Consider the following 26,320-nt stretch of genomic DNA (forward strand, 5'->3'; position numbering starts at 1 on the left):
CTGTACCAGCCTCAGCTGCCTTCCAACCCCAGCTCACGCACGCGGCGCTGGAGCGCGCGGCGGGAGACCTCCAGCTTCTGCACCATGCGGTCCAGGTCGCCCCCGCACTCATGGTAGCAGCGGGTGATCTCCTCCGGGCTCAGGTCGCGCGCGGTGCGCAGGAGTGAACTCTTGTCGATGAGCACGTACACGGACGAGCGTGGGATGCCCAGCCAGTCCGCCGTGGCCTTCAGGTCCCACGCGCAGGCGCGCAGGGCCTCCAGCACCTCCTGCTCGCTCACCTCGGAAGGCTTGCGCCGCGAGGGGGCGCGGACCTCCGACGGCGGAGGCGTGTCCTCCGAAGCAGGGGAGGGGGCCTGCGCGCTCAGCGGGTGGCCGGGGATGGGGAGCGCGTCGGCGTCCAGCGACTGCTCCAGCCGGGCATCCACGCGCAGCCCGGGCAGCCCCCGGCTGCCGATGACCAGCTGCCTCGCGACGTTGCGCAGCTGGCGCACGTTGCCGGGCCACGCGGAGCGCACCAGGCGCGCGGCGAGCGACGCGGGCAGCCACGGCTCGGCGCGCGCGTCCGAGGAGCTCAGCCGCCCGGCCTCGCCCGTGGACTCCAGCTCGTGGCGCGCGAAGTGGAGGAACAGCGGCGCGATGTCCTCGCGGCGCTCGCGCAGCGGCGGCACGGTGATTTCAAAGCCCGCCAGCCGGTGCAACAGCGGGGCCTTGAAGCGGCCGTCGTGGATGCGCGCCTCCAGGTCCGCGTCCGTGGCGGTGACGAGCCGCACGTCCACCCGGACCGGCGTCTGCCCACCCACGGGGTAGACCTCGTGCGTCTCCAGCACGCGCAGGAGCGCGGCCTGGACCTCCGGAGGCGCCTCCGCCACCTCGTCCAGGAAGAGCGTGCCGCCGTGGGCCGCGCGGAAGAAGCCCTCCCGGTCGCGCGCGGCGCCGGTGAACGCGCCCCGCAGCGCGCCGAACAGCTCCGAGGCGATGAGGTCCTTCGACAGGGCGCCCAGGTTGACGCTGACGAAGGGGCCCTCGCGGCGTGGGCTCCGCGCATGGAGCGCGCGCGCCACCAGCTCCTTGCCGGTGCCGGTCTCGCCCCGCACCAGCACGGGCACCTGGAGGTCGGCCACGCGCAGCACGTCCTCGCGCACGCGGACGATGCCCTCGCTGTCGCCCACCATGCCCAGCGCCGCCAGGTCCGCCTGGACGCTGGCGCCGCGCACGGTGACCTGGTGCAGCAGCAGCGCCACGCGCCCGGCGAGCACCAGCGGCACGCCCGCCACCAGCGCCTCCCTTGGGAACTCGCGCCCGCCCCGCACCGGCTCGCTGCCCACCCACACCGGCGTCCCGCCCTCCGGCACCAGGAGCCGCACGCCCCCGCCCGTCCCCGCCTCGAAGCGCACCGGCGTGCGGCTGAGGAACGGGTCCCCCAGAGGCAGCGCCAGCACCGAGCCCGGGCGCCTGAAGTCCGGCGCGTTGCGGGACAGCGCCACCGCGCGCTCCCCGGTGAGCAGCCCCTCCAGCAGCAGCCGCTCCCCGATGCGCTGGGGCTGGGCATGGCCAATGAGCGTCAACGCCGGCATCACCTGGGCGCCCTGCGAGGACGTGCCCTGGGTGCGGACGGCGGTCGTGGAGAAATCCGTGGGGTTCTTGAGCGGCATGGTGCTTCTGGGAAGCCTACAACGGGCTGGCTGCCCCTGGACCGTGCAGGCGTCGCTCCTCCTCATTCCTTGGAGCCCTCACGGAAGGCCGACCCCACGGCTGCTCGCACGGGGGACATGGGCCGTAGGACCCGCGGCCGCGTTCGCGGTCCTGCTCCGTGAATAGTGTTGAGAGGCGCGCCGTGTGGATCTTCGAGAGAACGAGAAAGCGCGGGACCTCCATGTCTTCTTCATCGACCTCGAACATCACCGCTTTCGACGCCGTCCTCTTCGACCTGGATGGCGTCGTCATCGACACGACCGAGCTGCACTACCGCGTCTGGGAGGAGTTCGCCCGCGAGCGGGGCTACATCCCCACGCGGGAGCAGCTGCTCGCCACCAACGGCCGGCGGGCGGGAGAGACGTTGCGCGCGTGGTTCGGCGAGGAGCTGGACGATGAGCAGGTGGCCGCGCTCACGGACGACCGCGAGCGGGCCTTCCACCGGCTGCTCGACCACGAGCCGGTGGCCCCCGTCCCCGGCGTGGGCGGCTACCTGATGTCCCTGAAGCAGGCGGGCGTGCCCTATGCGCTGGGCACGAGCGCCCTGGCGCAGAACGCGGAGCGGGCCCTGGAGCGCGTGGGGCTGGAGCACCTGTTCCCCGTGCGGGTGACGTCCACGGACGTGGTGCGGGGCAAGCCGGATCCGGAGGTGTACCTCAAGGCCTCGGCCGCGCTGGGCGTGTCGCCGCACGCGTGCGTGGTGTTCGAGGACGCGGTGGCGGGCCTGAGGGCCGCGCGGGCGGCGGGCGCGGCGTGTGTCGCCGTCGCCACGTCTTTCCCGCGCGACGTGCTGCTGCGCGAGCGGCCGGACTGGCTGGTGAAGGACTTCCGGGACCTGCCCCAGGCGCTGCGCCCCGGAAGTCAGGGCCTCACGGCGCCGACGGCACCTCACCCGTGAGCACGCAGATGAGCGCGTCCGGGTCGCACTTCACGGGGAACAGCGGGTTGATGCCGGAGCCGCGCAGCCGTCCCGCGTCGTAGTCCGGGTACGGGTCGCACAGCGCGTCGTCCGGCAGCTTCGTCGTGCTGTTCTGGCACTTCACCACCGGCCAGATGCCCTTCACGGAGTACTCGGCGGTGCAGCCGTTCTCCGAGTAGACGAGGTCCGCGGTGAACTGCGTGCCCGGAATCTCCGGCGTGTTGTAGATGCGCAGGTTGCTCCACGTGTAGCCATAGTCCTGCGCGGGCAGCGTGCCGCCGCCGTCCGCCGTGGACGCGGCCACCTCCAGCCGCGTGGGCGTCAACTCCGGCACCGAGCAGAAGTGATCCGCCCCCGGCGTCGGGGAGGCGAAGGGGCCCACCGCCGTGGCGGACGCCTTGGATTCCTCCGTCACCCGGGACGCGAAGCTCGCCAGCAACTGGCCCAGCCGCGCGCTGCGCACGCCCACGGTGTCGGGCGCGGCCGGGTCGGGGCTGAAGAACTTCTGCAGGCCCAGCGACTCCGGCTTGAGCTGCGCGCAGACCCGGTCCGGGTTCTGTCCGGGCTTGAGCTGGTACGTCGCGGCGAACGAGCCGGTGGAGTTGTTCGACACGGAGCGCGCCACGACGCACTCGGCCTCCGGCGCGCGGCCGCACGCGTTCACGGCGACGACCGCGGACGCCACCCCTGCACTCACTGCCATCCAACGAAGCTTCATCGCGTAGGTCCTCATGGATGTCAGGCCTCAGAAGCTGATCTTCGCGCCCAGGCGGATGGAGCGCGGTGCCTGGTAGGCGGTGGGCCGCTTGAAGTTGGGGTTGATGTCCGCCTCGCCAATGCGGGGGTTCCCCGTGCCGGTGGAGATGACCTTGCACTTGGGGTTGTTGTCGGTGAGGCAGGCGGTGAGGTCCTCCGGCTTGCCGCCCTGTTCGATGGCGAAGACGCGCGTGGTGGTGAAGGTCTGGTCCACGTCCGTGTACTGCTGGAAGTTGAAGAGGTTGAACACATCCAGGGACACCGTGAGGACGGAGTCCTTCACCAGCCGCTGGTTGAGGCCCACGTGCCCGTCCACGCCGTGCACCCAGGGCAGCCGGCCCGCGCTGCCGCGCGGCAGGATGAACGTCTCCGAGCCGCTGCGGCGCGGGTGCGCGCCCAGGTAGTTGAGCGGCGTGCCGGAGCGCGCCCGGTAGTTGCCGCCCACGTTGATGCTGGTGCGCGGCCCCAGCACCAGCTCCTTCGCGGCGAACACCTTGAATGCATGCGTGCGGTCCCCGGGCAGCGGGCCGTCGCGGTTGACGGTGAGCGACACCAGGTCGAAGTCGCGCGTGAGGTTGGGGGACAGCTGGCCGGTGTCCGCGCGGAACAGGCCGGAGTAGTTCCCGCGCAGGTGGGACCAGGTGTAGCTGGCCTGCGCCAGCCACCCGTTGGTGAACGCGCGCTGGAAGTAGACGTTCACCGCGTCGTACTTGCGCTTCGCCAGGGGGAAGTCCGTGGAGTAGCCCTTGCCCGGGTTGCCCAGGAAGAAGGTGCTGCCGTCATCGCGGCTCATGTCCTCGATGACGTCGTTGAGGGCGCGCCGGGTGTAGGTCGCGCCCACGCGGCTCGCGGTGAACAGCTCGTACTCACCGCCCACGACGTACTCGTCCGCGGACTGGGCGCGAATCTGGGGGTCCACCGGCACGCGGTCGCCGCCCTGTGCGTCCCAGAACTGGTTGGGGTTCTCGCGGCTGCCAATGGGCTTGCGGTTGGCGTCCACGCAGTCCACCCGCAGCGACCCCTCGTTCGACGGGTCGCACGGGGGCTTGAAGTAGGTGGCGGACAGCAGCTGCTGCTGGGGGAAGGACAGGTCCGCCATGTCCAGCGGGACGTTCTCGAAGAAGCGCGCGAAGTTGGCGAACAGCTTGGCGCGGCCACTCTGCGTCGGGTCGTAGATGATGCCCAGGCGCGGGGACCACTGATTGGGCAGGTGCAGGCCCACCTCGCCGTCCAGGCCGTAGATGGTCTGCACGTCGTAGCGCAGGCCCACGTTGACGGTGACCTTGTCCAGGATGGACCAGCTGTCCTGGAGGAAGCCGCCCACGGTGGTGGACGTGGAGGTGCCTTCTTTATTGGGCAGGAACACCGGCTGGTCCGGGCCCACCATGTAGCCGTACTGGTTCTGGGTGAAGAAGCAGGTGCCGTCGGTGCACTCCTGCCAGGGCGCGAGGCCGGTGCGCGCGCGGTTGTTGTAGAAGCTCATCCGCTCGATGTCCGCGCCGGCCTTGAGGATGTGGTGGCCCAGGGCCTCCACGAGGTAGGTGCCCATCACCTTGCCCTGCACGCGGTCCAGCCGCTGGATGCTGATGGTGCCGGGGCCGCCCGTGGAGTAGGCCGTCACGGGACAGCGCAGCTTCTTCTGTTCGGGCGTGGTGCCGCAGGCGTCCGCGTCCGGGAGCGTCTCGAACTCGTTGATGGTGTGGTAGTTCCGATTCGTGCTGCGGCGCCAGGCGATGTTGGACTTCGCGGACAGGCCCTCGCCGGAGCCCAGGCCGGAGCCGTCCGACGGGAGGACGGAGTCCGCCTGGTGGTGCCAGCCGAGCGTCGCGTCCACGAGCAGCTTCTTGTCGAAGAAGGACGACGCCTGCTTCGCCACGATGTCCAGCGCGCTGTTGCTGCGCCGGGTGGCGATGGCTTCATACGCGCCCTGCACGTAGCTGGTGCACGACAGGCTGGAGCACACCTCCGGCTCGCCGTCGTCGCTGAAGGAGTACTTGCCGCTGCCGCCGGAGGAGCGCGGCGTGCCGAAGACGGACACGGACAGGCTGTGGTCCGGGTTGAAGTTGTAGGTGAGCTTGCCCAGGTACTGCACGCTGCGCTCATCCGCGAAGCGGCGGGTGCGGGTGCCCTCGATGGGGGTCGCCAGGGAGAAGCCGGTGGTGGGGTCCTTGCGGCGGTCGTTCACCTTCTCGCACTTATAGCTGCCGATGTCCTCCGCGGTGCACAGCTCGTAGCTGCTCAACTGGCGGTCCACCTGGATGCGATTGAAGGACGGCGCGAAGCCCACGTAGAACCAGAGCTTGTCCTTGAGGATGGGGCCGCCCAGGTCGAAGCCGAAGTCGCCCAGGTTGTGGGCGCTGCCCTGCGCGGAGATGACGCTGCCCTCGCGGAGGATCTCCTTGCCGGACGTCTGGAACGCGCCGGGCGCGTAGTTGGCGAACACGGAGCCGTGGAACTCGTTGGAGCCGGACTTGGTGACGACGTTGAGCACGCCGCCGGTGGAGCGGCCGTACTCCGGCATGTAGCCGCCGGTGATGACGTTGACCTCCTTCACGAACTCCACGGACAGGGGCGTGCCCAGGGTGCCCACGCCGGGGTCGTTCACGGACAGGCCGTCCACGACGAACTGGCTTTCAGGGGACGAGCTGCCGCTGATGCTCACGCCATAGCGGTCCTCGGTGGCACCAGGGGCCAGCTCGGCCAGTCCCTCGAAGGAGCGGGACGCGGAGCCCTTGGTGCCGGGGCGGATGACGGCGATGTTGCGGATGAACTCCTGGTCCACGGTGACGCCGGCGGCGCTGGAGCCCACGTCCAGGGTGGGCGGCGAGCCGACGACCTCGAAGTCGACGGTCATCGTGTACGGAATCATCTCCACGTTGAAGCGAATGGTGCGGTCGATTCTCAGCAGGATGCCGTCGCGGGCATAGGGCTGGAAGCGCTGGCCCTCGAAGTGCAGCGTGTACGTCCCGGGCGGCAGCTGGGGGATGCGGTACAGGCCGCTCTTGTCGGTGAGGACGGTGCGCTCGCCCTGAAGTTGAGGAGAGGTGGCGGTGACGACCACGTTCTCCAGCGGCTGGTGATCCTCCGCGTCGACCACCGTCCCGGTGATGACCGAGTTGCCCTGGGCCCAGGCCCCGGCGCCCCACAACACGACCATGAGCCACAGCCCACGGATGAAAAAGATTCGTCTGAGCACGTCTGCGCCCCTCCCGGCGAAGGCGGCGAACTTTGTCGCAAAACGTGATAAACCTACCAGCCCAAATCAAAAAGACTTTGCCGCCAGAATGGAAAATGGCTGGCCCGTTGCGTCAGGTCCGGGGGGAGGGGCTCAGAGGATGTTCTCGGGCTCGGAGGTGAAGAGCGCGTGGAGGAGCGTGGTCTGCGGCGGCTTCATCAAGTTGACGTAGAGGGGCACGGGCGTCTGGGCGACTTCGAGCGGGAGCGCCGTCGCGCCGTATTCGGTCTCGATGTGTCGGGCGACCGTGTCCGCGATGCCTTGCAGCTCCAGCGGGATGGGGCCCAGGAAGACCTTCGTGCTTCGGAGTTGAGTCCCCAGGTACTCCTTGCGGATGCAGTGCACCGTATAGACCGGAGCCAGAATGCTGAGATACCCGGCGACCACCCACACCTTCTGGGGACGGTGCATGATCTTCTCGTGGCGGGGATAGACGAGCGCGCCGAAGCTGGGATTCGCCGTGGGGGGCGTGTAATCCCAGACCTTGCCATCCGGGAGTGCTTCCTGAATCTCCTCGAGCAGGGCCACCCAGCGGCCGAACTCCTTGCGCTTCTCGTTCCAGAGCGCTTCGTACCTGAGGTACTCGGGACTGGGGTCGAGCCGGAAGTCGTAGGCCTGATCTGCTCGCCAATAGCGACGTGCGATTACAAGCAACTCTTCAGTGGAAGGGCTCATCGCGTCTTGCGGCTGGGGACGACGGGTGTTGTTTCCTGACGACAGTCCTTCGACACCTTCGAACCTCCGATGGCCCCTTTGAGTGCGAGTGTGAACGTGTTCCTGAAGTCCTCACAGGCCAGGCCCAGTGCCGTGACGGGTGTGGCCGCGCTGAAGACAGTCTGGGCTGCCAGATTCGCGCAGTCTGACGAGATGCGCTGAGCCAGTTCGAGTGGGATGGGGCCATCCCTCGCGGTCTGCATGGGGACTTCGACGCCCAGCTGACAGATGAGGACCTCACCCGAGTCGCGCCGGAGGGGCACGCGGACGCAGGCGGCCCGCCACCCTCCTGGCCCCGGGCTTGAGTGTTCCACGATGGTGACGAACCGGAAATGCCGGGGCTGGAGGCTCCCCTCCACCACCGTGCCCGTACCCGTCGCGCAGCCCGTGAGCAGACATCCCAGCCCCAGGCATACCGCCCGCTTCGTCGCGTCCATGGCCTTCCCCCCGGAAGGCCACCGACGCCACTTCGGGCTCTCTTCAACGCACCATCGTCGAAGAGGGTGGAGTGTCCGCTGACATACCCTGACGCATCAGAAGCCCCGCAGCGCTCCACCGTCGCAGGCGATGGACTGGCCGCTGATATACGCGGCGGGCTCCGACGCCAGGAACGTCACCAGCGCCGCGAACTCCTCCGGCCTCCCCAGCCTCCGTGCCGGGATGTTCGGCGCCACCTTCTCGTCGGACAGGCCCAGGTCCTTCATCCGGTCCGTCGCGTGGTAGCCCGGCAGCGCCGCGTTCACCGTGATGCCGTACGGCGCCACTTCATTGCTCAGGCTCTTCACCAGCCCCAGCAACCCCGCGCGCAGGCCGTTGGACACCGTGAGGTTGTTCATCGCCTCGCGCGCCGCCGTGGACGTCACCAGCACGATGCGGCCCCAGCCCTGCGCCTTCATGCCCGGCAGCGCTTCCTGGATCGCATCCACCGTGGCCAGCCACAGGCTCTGGAACCCTGTCTGCCATTGCTCCACCGTGATGGCCTCGAAGCCTCCCGACGGCGGGCCTCCCGCGTTCACCACCAGCACGTCCAGGCCGCCCAGCTTCTGCGTCACCTCGCGCACCAGGCCGCGCGCGGCCCCCGGCTGCGTCAAGTCGCACGGCACCGCCAGCGCCGCGCCCAGCTCCTTCGCCGCCTTCTGGAGCTTCTCCCCTCCGCGAGAGGACACCGCCACCGTCGCGCGCTCCTTCACCAGCGTGTCCGCGATGGCGCGCCCCAGCCCCGACGACGCGCCCGTCACCAGCGCGCGCCTACCCTTCAAGCCGAAATCCATCCGCGTGCTCCTCCATGAAAGGGGTCAGCCGGCCGCGAATCAGCTTCGCCGCACGGTCCAGGTCCACGTCGTCCGGCCGCTTCAGCTCCCGCGCCAGCTCCGACACGATGCCGCCCGCGATGCTGCCCACGCCGTACGCCAACCGGTAGGGCACCCGGCTGAAGCTCACCAGCGTGTAGCGGCTGACGAACTCGCCCGGGAACGCGTTGAGCAGCACCTTCTCCACGCCCTTCTCCAACAGGAAGCGCGGATCCGCCGTGCTGTCGCGCATCTCGATGAAGTTCTCCACCGCCATGTCCGCGATGGCGTCCGCGTTCGTCTTGCGCAGCCGCTCGAACTCACCGAACGCCGCCGCCCAGTCCGTCTGCTTCGACAACAGCGCGTCCAGCACCACGCAGTCCTCGAAGCCGCAGTTCATCCCCTGGCCGTAGAACGGCACGATGGCGTGCGCCGCGTCGCCCAGCAGCAGCGTGCGTCCGCCCGAGTGCCACGGCGCGCACTTCACCGTCACCATGTGTCCGGTGGGCCGGGAGAAGAACTCCTCCACCAGTCCCGGGATCATCGCCTTCGCGTCCGGGAACTGCTCCTGGAAGAACGCCTCCAGCGCCGAGGGCGTCCGCAGCGACGCGAAGCTCACCGGCCCCTCCCACGGCAGGAACAGCGTGCAGGTGAAGCTGCCGTCTTCATTCGGCAGCGCGATGAGCATGTACGTGCCGCGCGGCCAGATGTGCAGCGCGTGCTTCTCCATCTGGAAACGCCCGCCCTCGCCCGGCGGAATCGTCAGCTCCTTGTAGCCATGCCCCAGCGTCTCCGAGTCCGCGTGGAACCCCGGCTGCGACTGCATCGCCTGCCGCACCGCCGAACCGGAGCCGTCCGTGCCGAACACCACCGCGTCACGCACCTCGCGCGTCGCGCCCGTGGCCTCGTCCAGCACCGTGAGCGCCCCCGTCGCCGGATCCGCCTGCGTCACCCGCTGACGGAAGCGGATGGCCACCCGGCCCGTCGCCTCCGCCTGCGTCATCAGGAACGTGTTCAACCAGCCGCGTGACAACGAATTGATGTGCTGCGAGTCGTCCTTCCCATACGGCTGGAAGGCCAGCTCACCCTTCACCGGGTGGATGACCCGCCCGCGCATGGGGATGGCGTGCTTGAGCGCCTCCTCCTCCAGGCCCACCTGTCGCAGCGCATGCAGGCCGCGCGTGGAGATGGCCAGGTTGATGGAGCGGCCCGCGTCCAGCGTCTCGCGGCGCATGTCCGGGCGGCGCTCCAGCACCTCCACCGTGTGGCCCCGGCGGGCCAGGTACAGCGAGAGCAGCGACCCCACCAGGCCCGCTCCCACCACCGTCAGCTTCGGTTCATTCGAGGGCATGGGCCTCCAGCGCCTTCACGAAGCGGAAGACGTCCAGGTACGTGGTGTAGAGGGGCGCGGGCGCGGCGCGGATGATGTCCGGCTCGCGGAAGTCGCAGATGATGCCGGCCGCGGACAGGCGCTGGAGCAGCCGCTTCGGCTCGCCCTTGAAGCGCAGCGACAGCTGCGCCCCGCGCTGCTTCAAATCGCGCGGCGTGGTGATGGTGACGAACCCCGCGGGCAGCCGGTCCAACAGGAACTCCAGGTAGCCCGTCAGCCGGTCGCTCTTGGCGCGCAGGGCCGCCATCGTCGCCTTGTCGAACAGCTCCAGCGACGAGCGCAGCGCCGCAAGCTGGAAGATGGGCGGGTTGGACAGCTGCCACCCCTCCGCGCCCGGCAGCGGGTCGAACGTGGGGCCCATCTCGAAGCGCGTGGCCTTGTTGTGCCCCCACCAGCCCTCGAAGCGCGGCAGCTCCGGCGAGTGCGCGTGCCGCTCGTGCACGAACACGCCGCCCAGGCTGCCCGGTCCGCCGTTGAGGTACTTGTACGAACACCACACCGCGAAGTCCGGGCCGTCGTCGTGCAGGGACAGCTTCAGGTTGCCCGCCCCGTGCGCCAGGTCGAAGCCCACCTTGCAGCCCTGCGCGTGCGCCACGCGCGTAATCTCTTTCAGGTCGAACGCCTGCCCGGTGAGGTAGTTCACGCTGCCCAGCATCACCAGCGCGATCTCCTTCCCGTGCCGCTCGATGGCCTCCAGGATGTCCTCGGGCCGCAGCGTGTCCTCGCCCTCGCGAGGCGTCAGCCGGAGGATGGCCTCCTGCGGGTCGTAGCCGTGGAAGCGCGCCTGCGACGCCACCGCGTACTGGTCCGACGGAAAGGCGCCGCCTTCAATCAGGATCTTGAAGCGCTCGCGCGTGGGCCGGTAGAACGACACCATCATCAGGTGCAGGTTCACCGACAGGGTGTTCATCACCACGACCTCCACGGGCTGCGCGCCCACCACCCGCGCCACCTGCTCCGTGAGCAGCTCGTGGTAGGGCAGCCACGGGTGCCGGCCGTGCACGTGGCCCTCCACGCCCAGCCGCTCCCAGTCCTCCATCTCCATCTGCACGTACTTGCGCGCCTTGCGCGGCTGGAGCCCCAGCGAATTGCCCGCCAGGTAGATGGTCGGCGCGCCGGAAGGGGAGGGCGGGAAGAGGAACTCGTCGCGCAGGGACCTCAGCGGATCCGCCGCGTCCAGGCCGTAGGCGAATACGTCGCTGTTCTCGTAGACAGGGGCCGTCATCGTGCGAAGTCCTCGTGCGAGCGCCCCAGCCACTCCAGGGCATTTCGAGACAGCAGCCGCTCGCGCACCGCGGGCGCCAGGTCCGTCAGCGATTCGATGAGCGTGCCGGGCCGCTCCTCGCCCAGCGGGAAGGGGTAGTCACTGCCCAGCGCCACCTTGTCCGCGCCAAACAGCTTCACGATGGCGCGCAGGGTGTCCGCGTCATGCACCAGCGAGTCCACCCAGAAGCGGCCCAGGTAGTCGCGCGGCGCGACGGGGTTGTCCACGGCCACCAGGTCCGGGCGCACTTCAAAGCCGTGCTGGATGCGGCCCAGCGTGCCGGGGAATGCGCCGCCGCCGTGCGCGAAGGCGAACCGCAGCTTCGGCAGCCGCTCCATCACCCCGCCGAAGATGAGCGAGCAGATGGCCAGCGACACCTCCGCGGGCATCCCCACCAGCCACGGCAGCCAGTACTTCGCCATCTTCGCCTCACCCATCATGTCCCACGGGTGCACGAAGAGGGCCGCGCCCAGGTCGCTCGCCGCCTGGAAGAAGGGGAAGAGGGCGGGGTCGGACAGGTTCAGGTCGTTGACGTGGCTGCCAATCTGCACGCCCGCGAAACCCAGCGTGCGCACGCAGCGCTCCAGCTCCTGGATCGCCAGGTCGGTGGACTGGAGCGGCACCGTGCCCAGCCCCACGAAGCGCCTGGGCGCGGACGCCACCGCGCCCGCGAGGTGGTCATTGAGGAAGCGCGCCACCTCCAGGCCGTCCTTCGGCTTCGCCCAGTAGCTGAACAGCACCGGCACCGTGGACAGCACCTGCACCTGGACTCCGTGCGCGTCGCACTCCGTGACGCGCTGGTGCGGGTCCCAGCAGTTGCTCTCGATCTCGCGGAAGAACTTGCCGTCGTCCCGCATCATCCGCGCGCGGCAGGGCGCGTGGTGGTCCAGCGTGATGAAGCCGCCGTAGCCGAAGCGCTCGGCGAAGCGGGGCAGCTCCGGGGGCAAGAGGTGCGTGTGGATGTCGACCTTCACTGGGGCGCACCACCCCGCGTCACCTTCGTGCCGCACCGCTTGCAGGTGCAGTTCTCCGGGTTGCCGTAGAAGTGCTCGAACACCGGCGGCAGCTGCGTCACCAGGTTGGTGACGTGCAGCGACTCCTCATAGAGCTTGTCTCCGCACTTCGGGCACAGCCACAGGAAGGAATCCAACTCGTCCGGCTGGCGGCGGCGCTCCAGCACCAGGCCAATGGTGCCCGGGGGCCGCTGCGGCGAGTGCGGCACCTTGGGCGGCAACAGGAAGATCTCCCCCTCGCGGATGGGGACGTCCTGCACCTGCCCCTCGTCGATGACGCGCAGGGTGATGTCGCCCTCCAGCTGGTAGAAGAACTCCTCGCCCTCGTTGACGTGGAAGTCCGTGCGCGAGTTGGGCCCGCCCACCACCGTGACCATGAAGTCCCGGTCCGCCCACACCTGCTGGTTGCCCACGGGGGGCTTGAGCAGGGGGCGGTGCTCGTCGATCCACTTCTTGAAGTTGATGGGGGTCAGTCGGCCCATGTCACTCGTCTCCAATGGTGGCGATGCACTTGAGTTCAATCGCGATGGGCGTGGGCAGCGCGTTGATCTCCAGCGTGGTGCGGCACGGCGGGTTGTCCTTGAAGTACTCCGCCCACAGCCGGTTGTACGTGGGGAAGTCCCGCTTCATGTCCGTGAGGTACACCGTCACGTCCACCAGCCGCTCCCACGACGAGCCCGCGTCCTCCAGGATGTAGCGCACGTTGCGGAACACGGAGTGGCACTGCGTCTCGATGTCGTAGGAGACGATGTTGCCCGCCGCGTCCAGCTCCACGCCCGGGATGGCCTTGCTGCCGCGCTCGCGCGGGCCCACGCCGGAGAGGAACAGCAGGTTCCCCACGCGGCGCGCATGGGGATAGAGCCCCACCGGCTCCGGGGCCTTCTTCGAATCGATCCGCTCGCCAGCGCTCACGTGTGGCTCTCCAGGGCTCAAAGCTTGATGCAGACGTTCTTGGGCTCGGTGAAGAAGCGCAGCGCGTCCCAGCCGCCCTCGCGGCCCACGCCGGACTCCTTCACGCCACCGAACGGCGTGCGCAGGTCGCGCAGCATCCAGGTGTTCACCCAGACGATGCCGCTGTGCAGCCGCGACGCGAACCGGTGCGCGCGCGTCAGGTCCTTCGTCCACACGCTGCCCGCCAGGCCGTAGCGCGTGGAGTTGGCCCACGACAGCACCTCCTCCTCGTCGTCGAAGGGCATGAGGGTCGCGACCGGACCGAAGATCTCCTCCTGGTTCGTGCGGCACGTGGGCGCCAGGCCCTCCACCAGCGTGGGCTCCACGAACCAGCCGTTCGCGCAGCGGCCGGGCACGCTCGCGCGCTGGCCGCCGGTGAGGATGTTGCCGCCCTCCTGCTTCGCGAGCGCGATGTAGCCCATCACCTTCTCGAAGTGCTCGCGCGACACCAGCGCGCCCTGGTCCGTGCCCTCCACCAGCGGGTCGCCCACCTTCAGGGCCTTCGTGCGCGCGACCAGCGCCTCCTTGAAGCGCGGATACAGCGGGCGCTGCACGAAGATGCGCGGGCCGCACAGGCAGATCTGCCCCTGGTTCGCGAACGACGAGCGCAGCGTGGTGGCCAGCGCCTCGTCGAAGTCGCAGTCCGCGAAGATGACGTTGGGGTTCTTCCCGCCCATCTCCAGCGACAGCTTCTTGAACGACGGCGCGGCCACGCGGGCGATCTCCGCGCCCGTGCGCGTGCTGCCGGTGAAGGAGATGGCGCTGATGTCCGGGTGGCGCGTGAGCGGCCCGCCGACGTGGGGCCCCAGGCCGTGCACCAGGTTGAGGACGCCCGGCGGCAGCCCCGCGTCGCGGCACACCTGCGACAGGAGGAAGGCCGTCATCGGCGTCACCTCCGACGGCTTGGCCACCACGCAGTTACCGGCCGCCAGCGCGGGGGCGATCTTCCACGTGAGCAGGTACAGCGGCAGGTTCCACGGTGAGATGCAGCCCACCACGCCCAGCGGCGAGCGCAGCGTGTAGTTGAGCGCCACGCCGTCCATGGGGTGCGCTTCGCTGGAGAACTGCGTCGCCGCGTCCGCGAAGAACTCGAAGTTGAGCACGCTGCGCGGGATGTCCACCGTGCGAGCCACCGACAGCGGCTTGCCCGTGTCGATGGACTCCGCCCGCGCGAAGGCGTCCAGGCGCTCCTGGATGAGCCCCGCGATGCGGCGCAGGTAGCGCGAGCGCTCGATGGCCGGCAGGGCGGCCCACGCGGGGAAGGCCCGGCCCGCGGCCTCCACGGCGGACTGCACGTCCGCCTCGCGCGAGTCCGGCACGTGCGCGTAGCGCTGACCCGTCGCGGGCTCCGGCTTGTCCAGCCACTGCCCCCCCGCCGCGGGCACCAATTCTCCACCGATATAGTTGAGGACCTTTTCCAAGGCAGCGCCCTCCCAGGCAGACGCGGCAATGTACGTCGCGGCTGTCCACCGTCTCCAGGATTCCGAACGGAGGACGTCGGGTGGCGCTCGCTTGCGCGGCTGACCGGCGCCCGGTGTCACAGGACCCGCTCCAGAGGTGAATCCTTGGTGGAATTGCGGGCCGGGCATGGAAAAGATTCGCGCATGACCTCGACTGTGGACGTGGCGGCCCTGGCAGGAATCCTGGACGCGGCGCGGCGCGAGCGCCGTGAGGTGCCGCCCCTGACTCACGCGCACCCGGACCTGACGGTGCCGGACGGCTACGCGGTGCAGGCGGAGGGCATCCGGCTGCGCGAGGCCCAGGGGGAGCGGGTGGTGGGCCTGAAGATGGGCTTTACGTCGGAGGCGAAGCGCAAGCAGATGAACCTGGGCTCGCCCATCTTCGGCGTGCTCACGGACCGGATGCGCGTGCAGCCCGGCGGCGTGGTGCGCGTGGGCGCGGGCATCCACCCGCGCATCGAGCCGGAGATCGCCTTCCGCACGTCGAAGGAGCTCAAGGGCACCGTCACGCGCGACGAGGTGCTGGACGCGTGCGAGGCCGTCTTCGCGGCGATGGAGGTGCTCGACTCGCGCTTCGTGGGCTTCAAGTACTTCAGCCTGCCGGACGTGGTGGCGGACAACGCGTCGTCCTCGCTGTTCGTGCCGGGCACCCTGGAGCGGGGGCCCCGCGACCTGGACCTGACGAAGCTCCAGATGCGCATGGAGGTGAACGGCAAGGTGGAGGGCGAGGCGCGCTCGGACGCCATCTCCGGTGACCCCGTGGTGTCCCTCATCCAGTTGTGCGCGCTGCTCGCGGAGCGCGGTCAGGTGCTGCCCGCCGGGAGCCTGGTGTTGTCCGGCGCGGCCACCGCCGCCTACCTGATGAAGCCCGGCGACCACGTGCGGCTCACCGTGGACGGGTTGGGCACGGTGGAGGTGACGGCGGGGGAGTAGGTCGGCGCGCGCTTCTCCAGCGTGAGGACGCCGCTGGTGCCCGGCTCGCTCCGGGCCAGCACCCGCCCGTCGGAGGAGACGATGACGGCCGGGCCCGCGAGCGACGCGCGCACCGCGGGCAGGTGCTGCTCCACGGCGCGCAGGATGACCGCCCCCACGGCCTGCTCCTGCGCGAAGTGGCTGCCCACCAGCGGCAGGTCGCTGGCGAGCACGGCCAGCAGGGTGCCTCCCGCGGCCTGTCCCTGGAGCGCGGTGGGGCGGCTGAAGGCCTCGTAGCAGATGAGGGGCACGACGCTCCGTCCCGCGACGGACAGCCGGGGAACGGCGGTGCCCGGTGTCAGGGGCTCACCGCTTCCGCGCAGGCCCAGGAAGGCGCGCTCGCCCACCGGGACGAGCACGGCCTTGCCCCGGCTCTGCGTGAGGCGCCCCTCCGCGTCGAAGGCGCCCGCGGCGTTGAGGTAGTGCCCTTCCGTGCGCAGCGTGAGGCCCGCGATGCCCGCCACGGGCAGCTGCGTGTCCGCGAAGGCGGCCAGGGGCACCGGGTGGGGCAGGGCGCCCTCGGGCAGCCGTTGGTTGCCACGCACCGTGCTCTCCGGCCACACGAGCAGCGACGTGCCCTCGGGCACCTGGCGCGGCAGGTGCGCCGACGAGGCCAGATGCACCACGCCCACGCCCGAGAGCGCGTCGTCCAGGGGGGCGGTCGCGGGCGCACACGCGAGCGCGCCCAGGACGAGCCCCGCTGGCGTCAGCAACCGGAGGTCGCGCCGCGACGCCGCCTCGCCCACGCTGGCGGAAGCATAGAGACACAAGAGGAGCAGGGGCCCCCAGCCCACGAACGCGAGGGCATTCAGCACCGCGGGCTGTGCCCACTGCGAGTGCAGCAGCTGCGTCATGGAGAAGCCGCAGGTGAGCTCCGCCACGGCCTCGCCCGCCGCCCAGGCGAAGGGCAGCCAGAAGCGCGGCGGCACCCGGCGCGCGGGCGTCAGGACCCACGCCATCGCCGGCACCTGCGAGGCCGCCGCTGTCATGGCCCACCCCAGCGCCGCCAGCGTGAGCGCGGCCCCGGCGACGCCCGGCGCGAAGTGGCGCGCGGTCCCCACCCACCAGTGCAGCGCCACCACCTGCCGCGCCAGCGCCGCCAGCGCGAGCATGCCCGCGGCGCGAAGGCCGCCCGGCGCGCGGTGCACGGCCGCCGCCACGCACGCGACGCCCACCCACGCCAGGGGCTGCGCGGCGGGGCCGAGGAAGGCCGCGCCCTGCAACAGTCCCGCGAGCAGCGCGAGGCCCCAGGTCATCACCGGCGGAAGCGCTCCGGCCCCACCGGCGCCAGGGCCGTGACGCCCGGGCCGGAGAGCTCCACGCCCACGAGGTTCGGCAGCTTGCGCACGAGGCGCGCCTCCAGCGCGTCCACGTCCCAGCTCGCCAGCGTGTCATGCGCCTGGCGCAGGGTGTCCACGTCCAGCCTCCAGCGCGTCAGCGGCTTGCCGGAGCGGGTGTGGAGACGCTCCGCGCGCGCGTCGGCGGTGCCGGGCTGGAAGAAGTCCGCGTCATAGAGCAGCCCCCGCGGTGGCAGCTTGTAGGTGGCGCCCACCACCAGCGCGCTAGGGGCCGCGTCCGCGAGCGCATCCAGCAGCGGCAGCGAGAAGCCGTAGCAGGTGTCCAGCACGATGAGCTCCGGACGGTAGCAGGCCGCGACGCGCGCCAGCCTGTCCGGGCCGGTGTGCAGGTACAGGGGCGGCAGGCTGTGGCCGCTGAAGATGAGCACCTCCGCCGCCGCGTCCGGGGGACAGTCGAAGTCCTCCAGCGCGAGGTTGGGACACGCGTCGTCGCCGACGCCGCAGGCCGCCTGCTGGAGCGGCAGCGCGTCCGCGCGAGAGAAGACGGAGACGACGCGCGGCGCTTCCGTCGCCGCGCGCCGGGGGGGCGGCTCACGCGAGCACGCCCCCGACAGGAGCACCAGCGCCCCGAGGACTGCCTTGGGATTCAGGGCGGACATGGGGCGCTGGCTCCAGGACAGCGGGGAGACGCCTACCAGCAGGCGCAGCCGACCTGCTTGCAGTAGTCGCGGCAGTACTGGGTCATGCCGTTGTTCACGTTGCAGCCCTTCCGGCTGTACTCGCGGCTGCACAGCAGGAAGGAGCCCGTCAGCCACACGACCACGACGACGGCCACGACCGCGTGGCCCTTGCTGGTGTCGCTCTCCGGAATGTACTTGTGGACGGTGTCGAGCAGCACGACGAGCGAGTAGTCAGACACCGGGTCCATCACGCCCGTCTTGTGCAGCAGCTCCGCGGCCTCCCGCTCGCTCTTCGCCATCGCGTCACCCACCCGGATGGTGCCGTCGGCGTTGAACGTCATCTTCTGCTCGCCGGCCTCCGTGACGATGAGGGCCTCGCCCGTCTCGTCCCGCATCTCGTAGTGGCTCTTGCTCCCCGTCTCCTCGTCGAAGATGTCGATGACCGTCGTGCCGTCGCCGCGCGTGAGCTCCTGGCGCAGCACGAACGCGAGCGTGTGGGGCGCCTGTCCGTCTTCGCCCAGCACCTGGACGCGGCCGTAGCGCTCCAGGTGGTTGTCCACCACCTGCGCCGGCTGCACCTCGCGGTGGAGGACGCGGCTCTGCAGCATCTGGGTCTTCTCCAGCGTCCACGGGCTGGCTTCCGGGGTGCGGCTGCATCCCACCTGGAGGGTGAAGACGCTCAGCAGCAGCAGCGCCACCGCGGACTGGAACACAGGGCGCGAAACAGGGGACACGTCACGGGGGTTCATGGGGTGTGACTCCTTGCGGACGACCCGGCGTGCCTTCCGAGAGGGAAGGACGCTCCAGGTCGCTCCTGGCCCCTTGAGCACGGTGCATGCCAGCGCCCGCCCGCGAGCCAATCCCTGTCACCGCCCGCCCAGCGTGTGGCCATCCCAGTCACAAAGACGCTTGCCTTTGTAGCCATGGATGTCACGTTTTGTGCGGATACTAAACAAGGTCTGTATTCATCCCCTGCCCGCGCTCAGTGCAGCAGGCCGTCCTTGGGCTGGAGGGGAGGGGGCAGCGCGGACTCGCCCAGCATCTGCCGCAGGTTGATCTCGATGGTGCGGCACAGCGCCGTCATGGGCGTGTCGCTGACGCCGTTCTCGAAGGGGTTCTCCACGTCGCGGCCCACCGCGTCCATGGCGATGAAGAGGAACGCGATGAGGGCGGTGACCAGCGGCGTGAGCACGCCCAGGTCGGTGACGATGCCCAGGGGCAGCAGCGTGAGGTACACGCGCACCATGGCGTGCGGAAGGATGTCGTACTGCCGGGGCAGGGGGGTGTTCTTGATGCGCTCGCACGCGCCCAGGTAGTTGGTGAGCTCCGTGAGCGTCTGGTCCATCGCCACGCGCAGGTAGACCTTCTCCGGGTGGTCGACGTCGCTGTAGATGCGGCGCATGCGCGTGCCCATCCACAGGAGGATGGCCGAGGGCACGTTCTGTTCGACGCGCAGCGCCTCCAGCACGGACGGCCGGAAGAACGGGCTGATGTCCGGGAAGGGGTCCTGCCGCCGCAGGTGGCACCGCAGCGCGTTCACGAAGCCCATCTGCGCATACACGAGCTCGCGCGCATCCTCGGCGATGCCCTCGTGCATGCCGGTGATGACGCCCCGGGGCGTCTCCCTGCCCGGGTGGATGAACGTGGCCAGGCTTCCGCGAGGCTCGCCCGGTCCGCGCAGGTCGCGCGCGTGGCCAAGGGGGTCCCGTACCGCGCCGTCCCCCACCTGGGACCAGGCGGGTGCCAGCGCGGGCCCCTCCGGCTGCACGGCCATCTGCACCAGGCGGGATGGGGTGGAGGGCATCTCCGGGGTGCCGTCACTGCGCTGCGCGCGGGGCGCGGGGAGGAACGTGAGGACCTGCCGGGCGAGCGTCCGCGACGCATTCACCAGGCCGCCCCAGATGGTGCGCGCCTCCCACCAGCGCTCGTAGGCGGAGTTGTTGCGGAAGGCGAGCAGCACGCCCAGCGCCGCGGCCAGCAGCGACACCGGCAGCGCCGGCACCGACAGCCACCGGGCGCCCAGGACCTCGTAGCCCAGGGAGATGGCCAGCGCGATGGCGATGTGGACGGCGACGGGGCGCCCCGCGTAGCGGAGGATGATCCGCCAGGACAGCATCCGACCGACGATCATCTCCCGGGGCTCCTCTGCATGGGCCGCGCTGCGTGAGGAGTGGGATGTAGTGATGCCCCCGCGAGGGGGCAATGCGGCGCGTCACCATGCGGCCTGAAGTCGCCTCCGCACGCCCGGGGACGTGCGGAAGCGGACGAAGCGACGGCCGGGCGCCCGTCAGGCCCGCGACTTGGTGAAGACGAGGTTCGTCCCCGTCCCCGGCACCGTCACGGTGAAGGTGCGCTCCACCGTGGCCAGGCCGTTGCCGCCGCGCGACGCCAGCTCCAGGAAGAACGCGCCCGTGGCCTTCAGGTGGAAGGACTGGGCCCACGACTGGGACAGCGCCTTGAACGCGCCATTGAAGACGGAGGGCGAGCGCTGCTCGCCGTTGCGCAGGTCCAGCAGGCCCGAGCGCAGGTCGCGCCACTTGGACACGGTGCCGGGGTTCTTCTGGATGACCTCCGCGAACGTCAGCATGCCGTTGCCCGGCTGCCCTTCGACGTACGCGAAGTGCCCGACGAGCGGGTTCTTCTTCAGGGTCGCGGCGGCCGTGTTCGCGGCCAGGGCGGCGGGCCAGTCATGCTCCAGGTACCCCTTCCACAGGGGCGCGTAGACGGACTCGCGCACGGCGGGCCGGTCGCGGCACGGCACGCCGTACCAGGGCAGGGCCCGGCCCAGCGCGCGGGCGAAGGCGGAAGGGGCGTCCGGGTCGGCCGCGTGGGTGATGACGTCGCGCATCGTCCGGTTGTCCAGCTTCAGCTCCACCCGCGTCTCAAGCTCCTTGCCGCCGGACGCGTCGCGGATGCGCTGGAGGACCTCTTCCTCCTCGGCGTCATCCAGCGCGCCCCAGATGATGGCCTCGTCCACGGCCTGGCGCAGGTCGTCGTCCGACAGCTTTCGCGCGTCGTGGGCCAGCAGCAGGTACAGGCCCAGGTCGAAGTCCGCCACGGTGGGCGACTTGCGGAACTCCGCCATGTCCGCCTTGAAGTCCGCGGTCCAGCGCATGTACGGCGTGAGCAGCGCGCCGCTGTAGCCGCGCACGCCCAGGAACGCGATGCGCTGGGGCGCCTCCTTCTCCAGGCTGTTGCGCTGCACCACCTGGGTGAGCTCGCGCGTGTCGTTGCCGCCCAGCGCCCACCTGCCCAGCTTCAGCGAGAAGCCCCAGGCCTTGGACTCCTTGTTGACCTCCTTGAGCAGGCACTGCTCCAGCGCCATGCCCTCATCCCGCATCTTCTGCATCGCGCCGTCCAGCCGCCCGGTCACCAGCAGCGGGTGCAGCGTGCGGGCCTGGGCGTCCGTGCACACGGTGGACAGGAGCGTGGTCTGCTCGCGCAGGCGCACGTATTCGTAGCGGAAGCCCGCCTCGAACTTGGACTCCGCCAGCGCCTGGATGCGGGTGCTCACGTCCGCGCGGAGCTGGTTCCACCGCGCGCGCAGCGCCGTGATGTTGGCCTCCAGCTCCTGGAGGCCCAGCCGGTCCAGGATGAGGCGCAGCGCCTTCGCCTCGTCCTCCGACAGGGTGTGCGCTTCCAGCTGCGTCATCAGCGATTCGAACCGGGACAGCGGCACCGACAGGAGCCCTTCGAGGACGTGCTCCACCTGGGCGACGACGGCGGACGGGTCGGTGAGGCTCGCCTCCACGTGGAGGCTGGCTGTCACGCCCGCCTCGCGGGCCACGGCCTTCTTCACCTGCACGCGCACCTGGCCCGCGGCGGGGCGGGAGAAGATGACGGCGTAGTCGTCCACCGCCTTCACCCTGGCGGACACGGTGGCGCCCGCCTTGGCCTCGAAGGCGAGCATCGTGCTGGCGGACAAGAGCTTCGTCAGCGTCTGGAGGTTGGACGTGTAGACGTCCGTCCACTCCAGCGTCGCCGTGACGGACAGCTCGCCGCGCGCCTGGAAGGCCATGGCGTCGCCCACGCCCAGCGTGTCCAGCGACGCCGTGAGCAGGGGCAGCCGCAGCTCGGGCGCGTCCTCGTTCAGCGCGGTGCGCGCGTTCGTGTCCTGCGTGTGCCGGTGGTAGTCCGCCAGGAGCACGCGCACGTCGCCGTTGGCCGCGAGCGCCACGTAGGGCAGCGGGAAGCCGGCCTCCGCCTTCACGCGCGCCTCCACGCCGTACTTCAGCCACGCGGCGTCGCCGCCGTAGACGAGCGCCGGCGCCAGCTGGGTCGTCGCGTCGCCCGGGGCCTCGCCCACCACGCCCGCCGCGTCCACGTCCGCCGGGGCGTCATAGCCCTCCACGAAGCCGCGCGCGGACACGTCGAACGCGAACGTCAGGGGGCCCAGCGTCTGTCCCGCGGGCAGCGCGTAGCTGGCGGTCGGCAATTCCACGCGGATGTCCGTGCCCCTGAGCGGCGCATCCGGCAGCACCTTCGACACTTCATCCAGTTGCACCAGCTTCCACGACATGACGGCTCCCTCCCACGACGTCCTCGGAAAGGCCGCATCGTACATCGCCGCCCCGTCGCGGGAGGCCGGATGGGAGGAGGGCGCGACGGACTCAGGGCACGTCGTGCGCCTGCTGGCGCGAGGGCGCTCCGTCCGCCTTCACGACCAGCGCGTCGGGCATCAGCCCCTGCACGCACGAGTGGATCTGGGCCTGGGTTTCATCCACCGGCTTCAGCACCAGCGTCGTCGTCCGGGTGGGGAGCGCGTGCGGCCACTGGCCCGTCTCCGCGCGGGCCGCGTCGACCTCCGCCAGCGCGATGAGGGCCTCGGAGCGCAGCGTGCGCAGCTCCAGCGCCTCCATGTCCTCGGGTGACAGCCGCACCGAGGGGGCCTCCTCCTGACGGAAGTGCTCCCCGGCCTTCCAGATCTCCAGGGCCGCCAGCGAGCGGCGGCGCTCCTCGGCCGGTTGATCCACCACGGCGAGGAGGCGGTCCGCGTCGTCCACCCACTGCCGCCACTGGCGCCTGCGCGACAGGGCGTCCGGCAGCGCGGGGGCGTCGAACCAGGTGGGCGGCAGCGCGGCGCGGCCGTCGTCGGACAGCAGGTCGCGGAAGGCGTGGAGCTGCGCGGTGACGGACTCCTCGTGCAGCGCCAGGGACACCGGCGGGATGCCTTCGTGCAGCCGGGTGAGCTGCGAGATGGCCTGGCGCTTGCGGGGCAGGGAGGCCGCGTCGAGCGCGTCCGCGCAGACCCGCCACGCGCGCCCCTGGCTGGTCGCGGACATCCGCTGTCCCGCGAGCCCGCCACCCAGGGCCAGCTCCCGGCTGAGCGCGAGCGTGTCCACGCACGTGTCCACGGCCTGGTCCGCCATGCCCCGCGCCATGAGCAGCCGCGTCTCCAGCGCCGCGTCCTCCACCACGTGGAGGAGCGCCTGGAGCAGCACGTCCCGTCCCGGCACCGAGGGACCGGCCAGCGGGTGCAGGTCCTCCGGAAGGCCGCCGGACTCCGCGTGGGTGGCGTCGAGCACCTGCCGCGTCAGCGGGCGGTCCTGCTCCAGGGCCTCCAGGCGGGCGGCGGGGAGGTCCGTCACCGGCGCGCGACCGTCCGTCACCGCCTCCAGGGTGGCGGTCTCCGCGGCGGTGGGCGCGGGGAGCTCGCGCATCCGCTTGAGCAGCGCGGGCAGGAGCGGAGTCACCGCTTCACCGAAGGTGCCCGGCCGCGCGGGGGCGACGTGCGCCGGGCGCGGATGTGCCGCCTGCGTCAGCATGCTCACCTCGCGCAGGAGGCGTTCCTCCAGCGCGTCGGTCCGCAGGTGCTGGTACGCCAGCGCCCCGAGGCTCACGAGGACGGACAGGGACACGCCTCCCATGAGGGCGGGGAGGGGGCGCTTCAAGGCCATCGGTAGGGGACTCCAGGAGGGGGGCCTGGAATCTCGCATGAAACGCCGGAGCCCCACAGCCTCCCCTCAGGGCCCCGTCGTCCGGCGGGCAGGAGGCCTCGCCTCCAGGTCATGGCGCCTGTCAGGCCGGCTACCGGGCAGGCAGGCGCGGGCGCCACCCGGGGGGAGCCGCGAGCCTCAGGGGGACGCCGGGGACGCCGCCTCGGAGGGGGCGGTCCGGGACCCACCCAGCCGGCGCAGCAGGAGGTCCGCCAGGTCGCGGGCCTGGGAGCGGATCTCCGGCACGGCGGTGGTCTCCCACAGGTCGCCCCGTCGCGTGGGGCCCAGCGTGAAGAGGTGGGGGGACGGCCGGCCGCGCGCGTCCAGCACCGCGCCGTCGGACGCGGTCGCCAGCCCCATGCCCAGCACGTCCGCGCGGGCCTGTCCCGCCTCCAGCAGGCCGCGCAGGACGGGCTGGCTGCGCGAGGCCGGGTTCGACTCGGGGCCGGTGCAGTTGATGACGTGCTGCACGCGCAGCACCTGGGGCTCGCGCTGGCCCCGGGGCCGCAGGTGGACCGCCACCGCGTCCGGCTCCAACTCGAAGCGCAGCACGTGGCCCGCGTGGAGCACCAGGCGTCCGTCGCTCCGCCACGCGGCCATCACGTCGTGGATTTCCGGCGCCATGCGGTGGCGGTGCACCTCCCAGTACGCCCGCAGGTGGCGCAGGAACCGCCGCCGCTCCGGCTCCGACAGCCGCTGCCACAGGGGCGTCGTCACCGGCCGCAGCGAATCCACCGCCGCGCGCCAGTCCGCGCCCGCCGCCGCCTGCGCGTCCACCTCCTGGCGCATCGTACGCAGCACGTCGCGGATGCGCAGCGTGCTGAACGGCACCACGTCCTGCGCGGCAGGGGACGCCACCTCCGCGTCGCGGCAGCGGTCCATCTCCCGGCGCACCGAGCGCAAGAGCTCGCGGATGCGCAGGGGCTCCGCCGCCGCGGGCGTCCTGGCTCCATGCGCGCGGTGCGGGTGCGGCAGCATGCCGTGCCGCGACAGCGCATGCACCCTTCCCTGGTGCCCGCGCTCGCCCAGCGACAGCACCGTGTCCACCATGGTGAGCGCCGTGCCGATGAGCAGCACCGAATCGCTGGAGGCGATGCCCTCCAGCGCCCCGGGGGCCCACGGCGAGCGGTGATAGCGCGGGCTCGCGTACAGCCCGCCGTCCGGCACGCGCAGGTCCGCCGGCAGCGCGTTGCCCAGGGCGAGCACCCCGCTGCGCGCCTCCAGCACCTGGCCGCTCGCGAGCGTCACCCGCACGCCGTCCGCCGTCTCCAGCACCGAGGTCACCTCGTCGCGCGGCGTCTCCAACTGGACGCCCGGCGCGGCCCGAGCGGCGGTGTCCCTCAGCACCGTCTCCAGGTATTGGCCATAGCGGCGGCGCTCGGCGAACGCGGACGGTGACGTCTCCGGCGCCTCCGCGCGCAGCCAGCGCAGGAAGTGCTCCGGGTCGTCGACCCAGGCGCTCATGCGGCCGGCCGGGACGTTGAGCAGGTGACGCGCGCTGGTGGTCGAGTACGCCACTCCCCGCCCCAGCCGCTCCCCCCGCTCCACGAGGGCCACGCGCAGGGGCGCGCGGGCGCCCCTCAAGAGACAGGCCGCGAGCAGCGTCCCGCTGGCGCCCGCGCCGATGATGATGACGTCCTGCCGGGAGTGCACCGCCCGATTCTAGGTCCGCACCTCCGGGATGCCATCCCTCCAGAGGTCGTCTCCCTCGTGGAGTGTCCGTCGCCCCACGACCGTTGGCCCTCCGGTCCCACCGTGGAACGTCGGGGCCCGGCGGACCTCACAGCGCCTGTCGCGCCTCTGGCACCGCGGGGACGGAAGGGGCGGGGGACGGCACCGCCAGCCGCTCCCCGATGCGCGTCAGCCCCTCGCCGTCGCGGGCGCGGGCGTGCACGAGCGGATAGTCCGCGAAGGCGGTGCCGAACCACCGGTCCAGCACCACGGTGTAAAGGCCGTAGTGCCCCTGGTAGCGCGCGTGGTGCAGCGCGTGGAACGTGGGGGTGAAGAAGACGCGGCCCACCCAGGACGTCACGAAGCGCTTGGGCAGCCACTCCGTGTTGCCGTGCCCGAACGCGTTGAGGACGTAGTTGGTCAGCAGGTAGGCCAGGATGCCCACCTGCGTGCCCGGGAACAGGTGCATGGCCGCGAAGTGCAGGCTCAAGCCGCCGCCCATCAGCACCACGCGCTCCACCACGGAGAACGACAGCGCGGTGAGCGGCTCCGTCACCTGCGCCACGTGGTGCTGCGCGTGGAAGCGATAGAGGCGCGGCAGGTGCAGCAGCCGGTGCGTCACGTAGAACCACACCTCGAAGCCCACGAACATCCACGCGTAGGACCACAGCGCCGTGGCCAGGCTGAACGGGGCGTACAGCGGCCCGGTGAAGTACCGGAACGCTCCGATGAGCGCCGCGTCCGTCGCCACCACGCCCACCGCCGCGAGCGCCTCGCTGCGCAACTGCCCCTTCGACAGCTCCCGCCGGAACACCCGGAAGCGCTCCGCCAGCCGCGTGCGCCACACCAGCCACCCGCCCGCCACCGCCAACAGCTTGATGGCCCCGGAGATGAGCAGGACCAGGAGGAGCAACACCGGAAGGGACGGATGGTCGGGCAGCAGCATCAGCATCACGGACCTCGAAGGCCAGCACACCCCCGGGCCACGCGCGCCCGGACACCCCATGGATAGTGCCCATCCGGTGTTATTGTCAAATCTGACAATAGAGAAGGGCGCGGTGGACGACGCCCGGCTGG

The 26,320-nt window shown here is 71.0% G+C and carries 21 protein-coding genes; 2 read left to right on the forward strand and 19 right to left on the reverse strand.

Annotation, left to right across the window (positions count from 1 at the left end; all coding sequences use genetic code 11):
* Positions 1-11: 11 nt before the first annotated feature.
* Complete coding sequence (locus tag KYK13_RS04100; RefSeq protein ID WP_223642124.1) at positions 12-1,655, reverse strand: sigma 54-interacting transcriptional regulator; 1,644 nt, start codon at positions 1,653-1,655, stop codon at positions 12-14.
* 221 nt (positions 1,656-1,876) lie between these two features.
* On the opposite strand from KYK13_RS04100, the gene KYK13_RS04105 reads away from it, so the two are divergent.
* The gene (locus KYK13_RS04105) at positions 1,877-2,593 is read left to right on the forward strand and encodes an HAD family phosphatase (protein ID WP_223642125.1); all 717 of its coding nucleotides are present in this window, start codon (positions 1,877-1,879) and stop codon (positions 2,591-2,593) included.
* Here the strand turns inward: KYK13_RS04105 and KYK13_RS04110 are convergent.
* The 10 genes from KYK13_RS04110 to KYK13_RS04155 all read right to left on the reverse strand — a co-directional run bounded on the left by KYK13_RS04110 (position 2,565) and on the right by KYK13_RS04155 (position 14,647).
* Positions 2,565-3,317, reverse strand: a complete 753-nt coding sequence (locus tag KYK13_RS04110) for a hypothetical protein (protein ID WP_223642126.1) — start codon at positions 3,315-3,317, stop codon at positions 2,565-2,567. The genes KYK13_RS04105 and KYK13_RS04110 overlap by 29 nt on opposite strands.
* A gap of 42 nt (positions 3,318-3,359) precedes the next feature.
* A complete protein-coding gene (locus tag KYK13_RS04115; protein WP_223646515.1) occupies positions 3,360-6,527 on the reverse strand; it encodes a TonB-dependent receptor in 3,168 nt (1,055 codons plus the stop codon).
* Positions 6,528-6,698: 171 nt separating this feature from the next.
* Positions 6,699-7,280 (reverse strand): hypothetical protein, encoded by a 582-nt coding sequence (locus tag KYK13_RS04120; protein ID WP_223642127.1) that lies wholly within the window; start codon positions 7,278-7,280, stop codon positions 6,699-6,701.
* Positions 7,281-7,852: 572 nt separating this feature from the next.
* Positions 7,853-8,578, reverse strand: coding sequence for an SDR family oxidoreductase (locus KYK13_RS04125; protein ID WP_223642128.1), 726 nt, complete (start codon positions 8,576-8,578; stop codon positions 7,853-7,855).
* Entirely contained in the window at positions 8,568-9,959 is a 1,392-nt protein-coding gene (locus KYK13_RS04130) for an NAD(P)/FAD-dependent oxidoreductase (protein ID WP_223642129.1), read from the reverse strand. The genes KYK13_RS04125 and KYK13_RS04130 overlap by 11 nt, the downstream gene beginning before the upstream one ends.
* The gene (kynU, locus tag KYK13_RS04135; RefSeq protein ID WP_223642131.1) at positions 9,946-11,223 is read right to left on the reverse strand and encodes a kynureninase; all 1,278 of its coding nucleotides are present in this window, start codon (positions 11,221-11,223) and stop codon (positions 9,946-9,948) included. Before kynU ends, KYK13_RS04130 begins: the two co-directional genes overlap by 14 nt.
* On the reverse strand, positions 11,220-12,236 hold the full coding sequence (locus KYK13_RS04140; RefSeq protein ID WP_223642133.1) for an amidohydrolase family protein: 1,017 nt from the start codon (positions 12,234-12,236) through the stop codon (positions 11,220-11,222). Before KYK13_RS04140 ends, kynU begins: the two co-directional genes overlap by 4 nt.
* A complete protein-coding gene (gene nbaC / locus KYK13_RS04145; RefSeq protein ID WP_223642135.1) occupies positions 12,233-12,757 on the reverse strand; it encodes a 3-hydroxyanthranilate 3,4-dioxygenase in 525 nt (174 codons plus the stop codon). The genes KYK13_RS04140 and nbaC overlap by 4 nt, the downstream gene beginning before the upstream one ends.
* A gap of 1 nt (position 12,758) precedes the next feature.
* Complete coding sequence (locus tag KYK13_RS04150) at positions 12,759-13,187, reverse strand: RidA family protein (RefSeq protein WP_014393721.1); 429 nt, start codon at positions 13,185-13,187, stop codon at positions 12,759-12,761.
* 17 nt (positions 13,188-13,204) lie between these two features.
* The gene (locus KYK13_RS04155; protein WP_223642137.1) at positions 13,205-14,647 is read right to left on the reverse strand and encodes an aldehyde dehydrogenase; all 1,443 of its coding nucleotides are present in this window, start codon (positions 14,645-14,647) and stop codon (positions 13,205-13,207) included.
* Positions 14,648-14,830: 183 nt separating this feature from the next.
* Here KYK13_RS04155 and KYK13_RS04160 point away from each other — a divergent pair, with 183 nt between their 5' ends.
* On the forward strand, positions 14,831-15,619 hold the full coding sequence (locus tag KYK13_RS04160; RefSeq protein WP_223642140.1) for a 2-keto-4-pentenoate hydratase: 789 nt from the start codon (positions 14,831-14,833) through the stop codon (positions 15,617-15,619).
* Here the strand turns inward: KYK13_RS04160 and KYK13_RS04165 are convergent.
* From KYK13_RS04165 to KYK13_RS39025, 8 genes are all read right to left on the reverse strand, one after another.
* Positions 15,541-16,914, reverse strand: coding sequence for a nitrilase-related carbon-nitrogen hydrolase (locus KYK13_RS04165; protein WP_223646516.1), 1,374 nt, complete (start codon positions 16,912-16,914; stop codon positions 15,541-15,543). The genes KYK13_RS04160 and KYK13_RS04165 overlap by 79 nt on opposite strands.
* Positions 16,914-17,615: a hypothetical protein gene (locus KYK13_RS04170; protein ID WP_223642142.1), complete on the reverse strand. Its 702-nt coding sequence runs from the start codon at positions 17,613-17,615 to the stop codon at positions 16,914-16,916. The genes KYK13_RS04165 and KYK13_RS04170 overlap by 1 nt, the downstream gene beginning before the upstream one ends.
* A 32-nt stretch (positions 17,616-17,647) precedes the next feature.
* Complete coding sequence (locus KYK13_RS04175; protein ID WP_223642144.1) at positions 17,648-18,385, reverse strand: hypothetical protein; 738 nt, start codon at positions 18,383-18,385, stop codon at positions 17,648-17,650.
* A 233-nt stretch (positions 18,386-18,618) separates the two neighbouring features.
* Positions 18,619-19,767: a bestrophin family protein gene (locus tag KYK13_RS04180; RefSeq protein WP_223642146.1), complete on the reverse strand. Its 1,149-nt coding sequence runs from the start codon at positions 19,765-19,767 to the stop codon at positions 18,619-18,621.
* Between the two features lie 156 nt (positions 19,768-19,923).
* Positions 19,924-22,155, reverse strand: a complete 2,232-nt coding sequence (locus tag KYK13_RS04185) for a hypothetical protein (protein WP_223642148.1) — start codon at positions 22,153-22,155, stop codon at positions 19,924-19,926.
* Positions 22,156-22,246: 91 nt separating this feature from the next.
* Complete coding sequence (locus tag KYK13_RS04190) at positions 22,247-23,533, reverse strand: hypothetical protein (protein WP_223642150.1); 1,287 nt, start codon at positions 23,531-23,533, stop codon at positions 22,247-22,249.
* Positions 23,534-23,710: 177 nt separating this feature from the next.
* A complete protein-coding gene (locus KYK13_RS04195) occupies positions 23,711-25,225 on the reverse strand; it encodes an FAD/NAD(P)-binding protein (RefSeq protein ID WP_223642152.1) in 1,515 nt (504 codons plus the stop codon).
* Between the two features lie 127 nt (positions 25,226-25,352).
* Complete coding sequence (locus tag KYK13_RS39025; RefSeq protein WP_304504093.1) at positions 25,353-26,195, reverse strand: sterol desaturase family protein; 843 nt, start codon at positions 26,193-26,195, stop codon at positions 25,353-25,355.
* Positions 26,196-26,320 lie beyond the last annotated feature (125 nt).

The organism is Corallococcus sp. EGB (assembly GCF_019968905.1).
Lineage (GTDB): Bacteria > Myxococcota > Myxococcia > Myxococcales > Myxococcaceae > Corallococcus.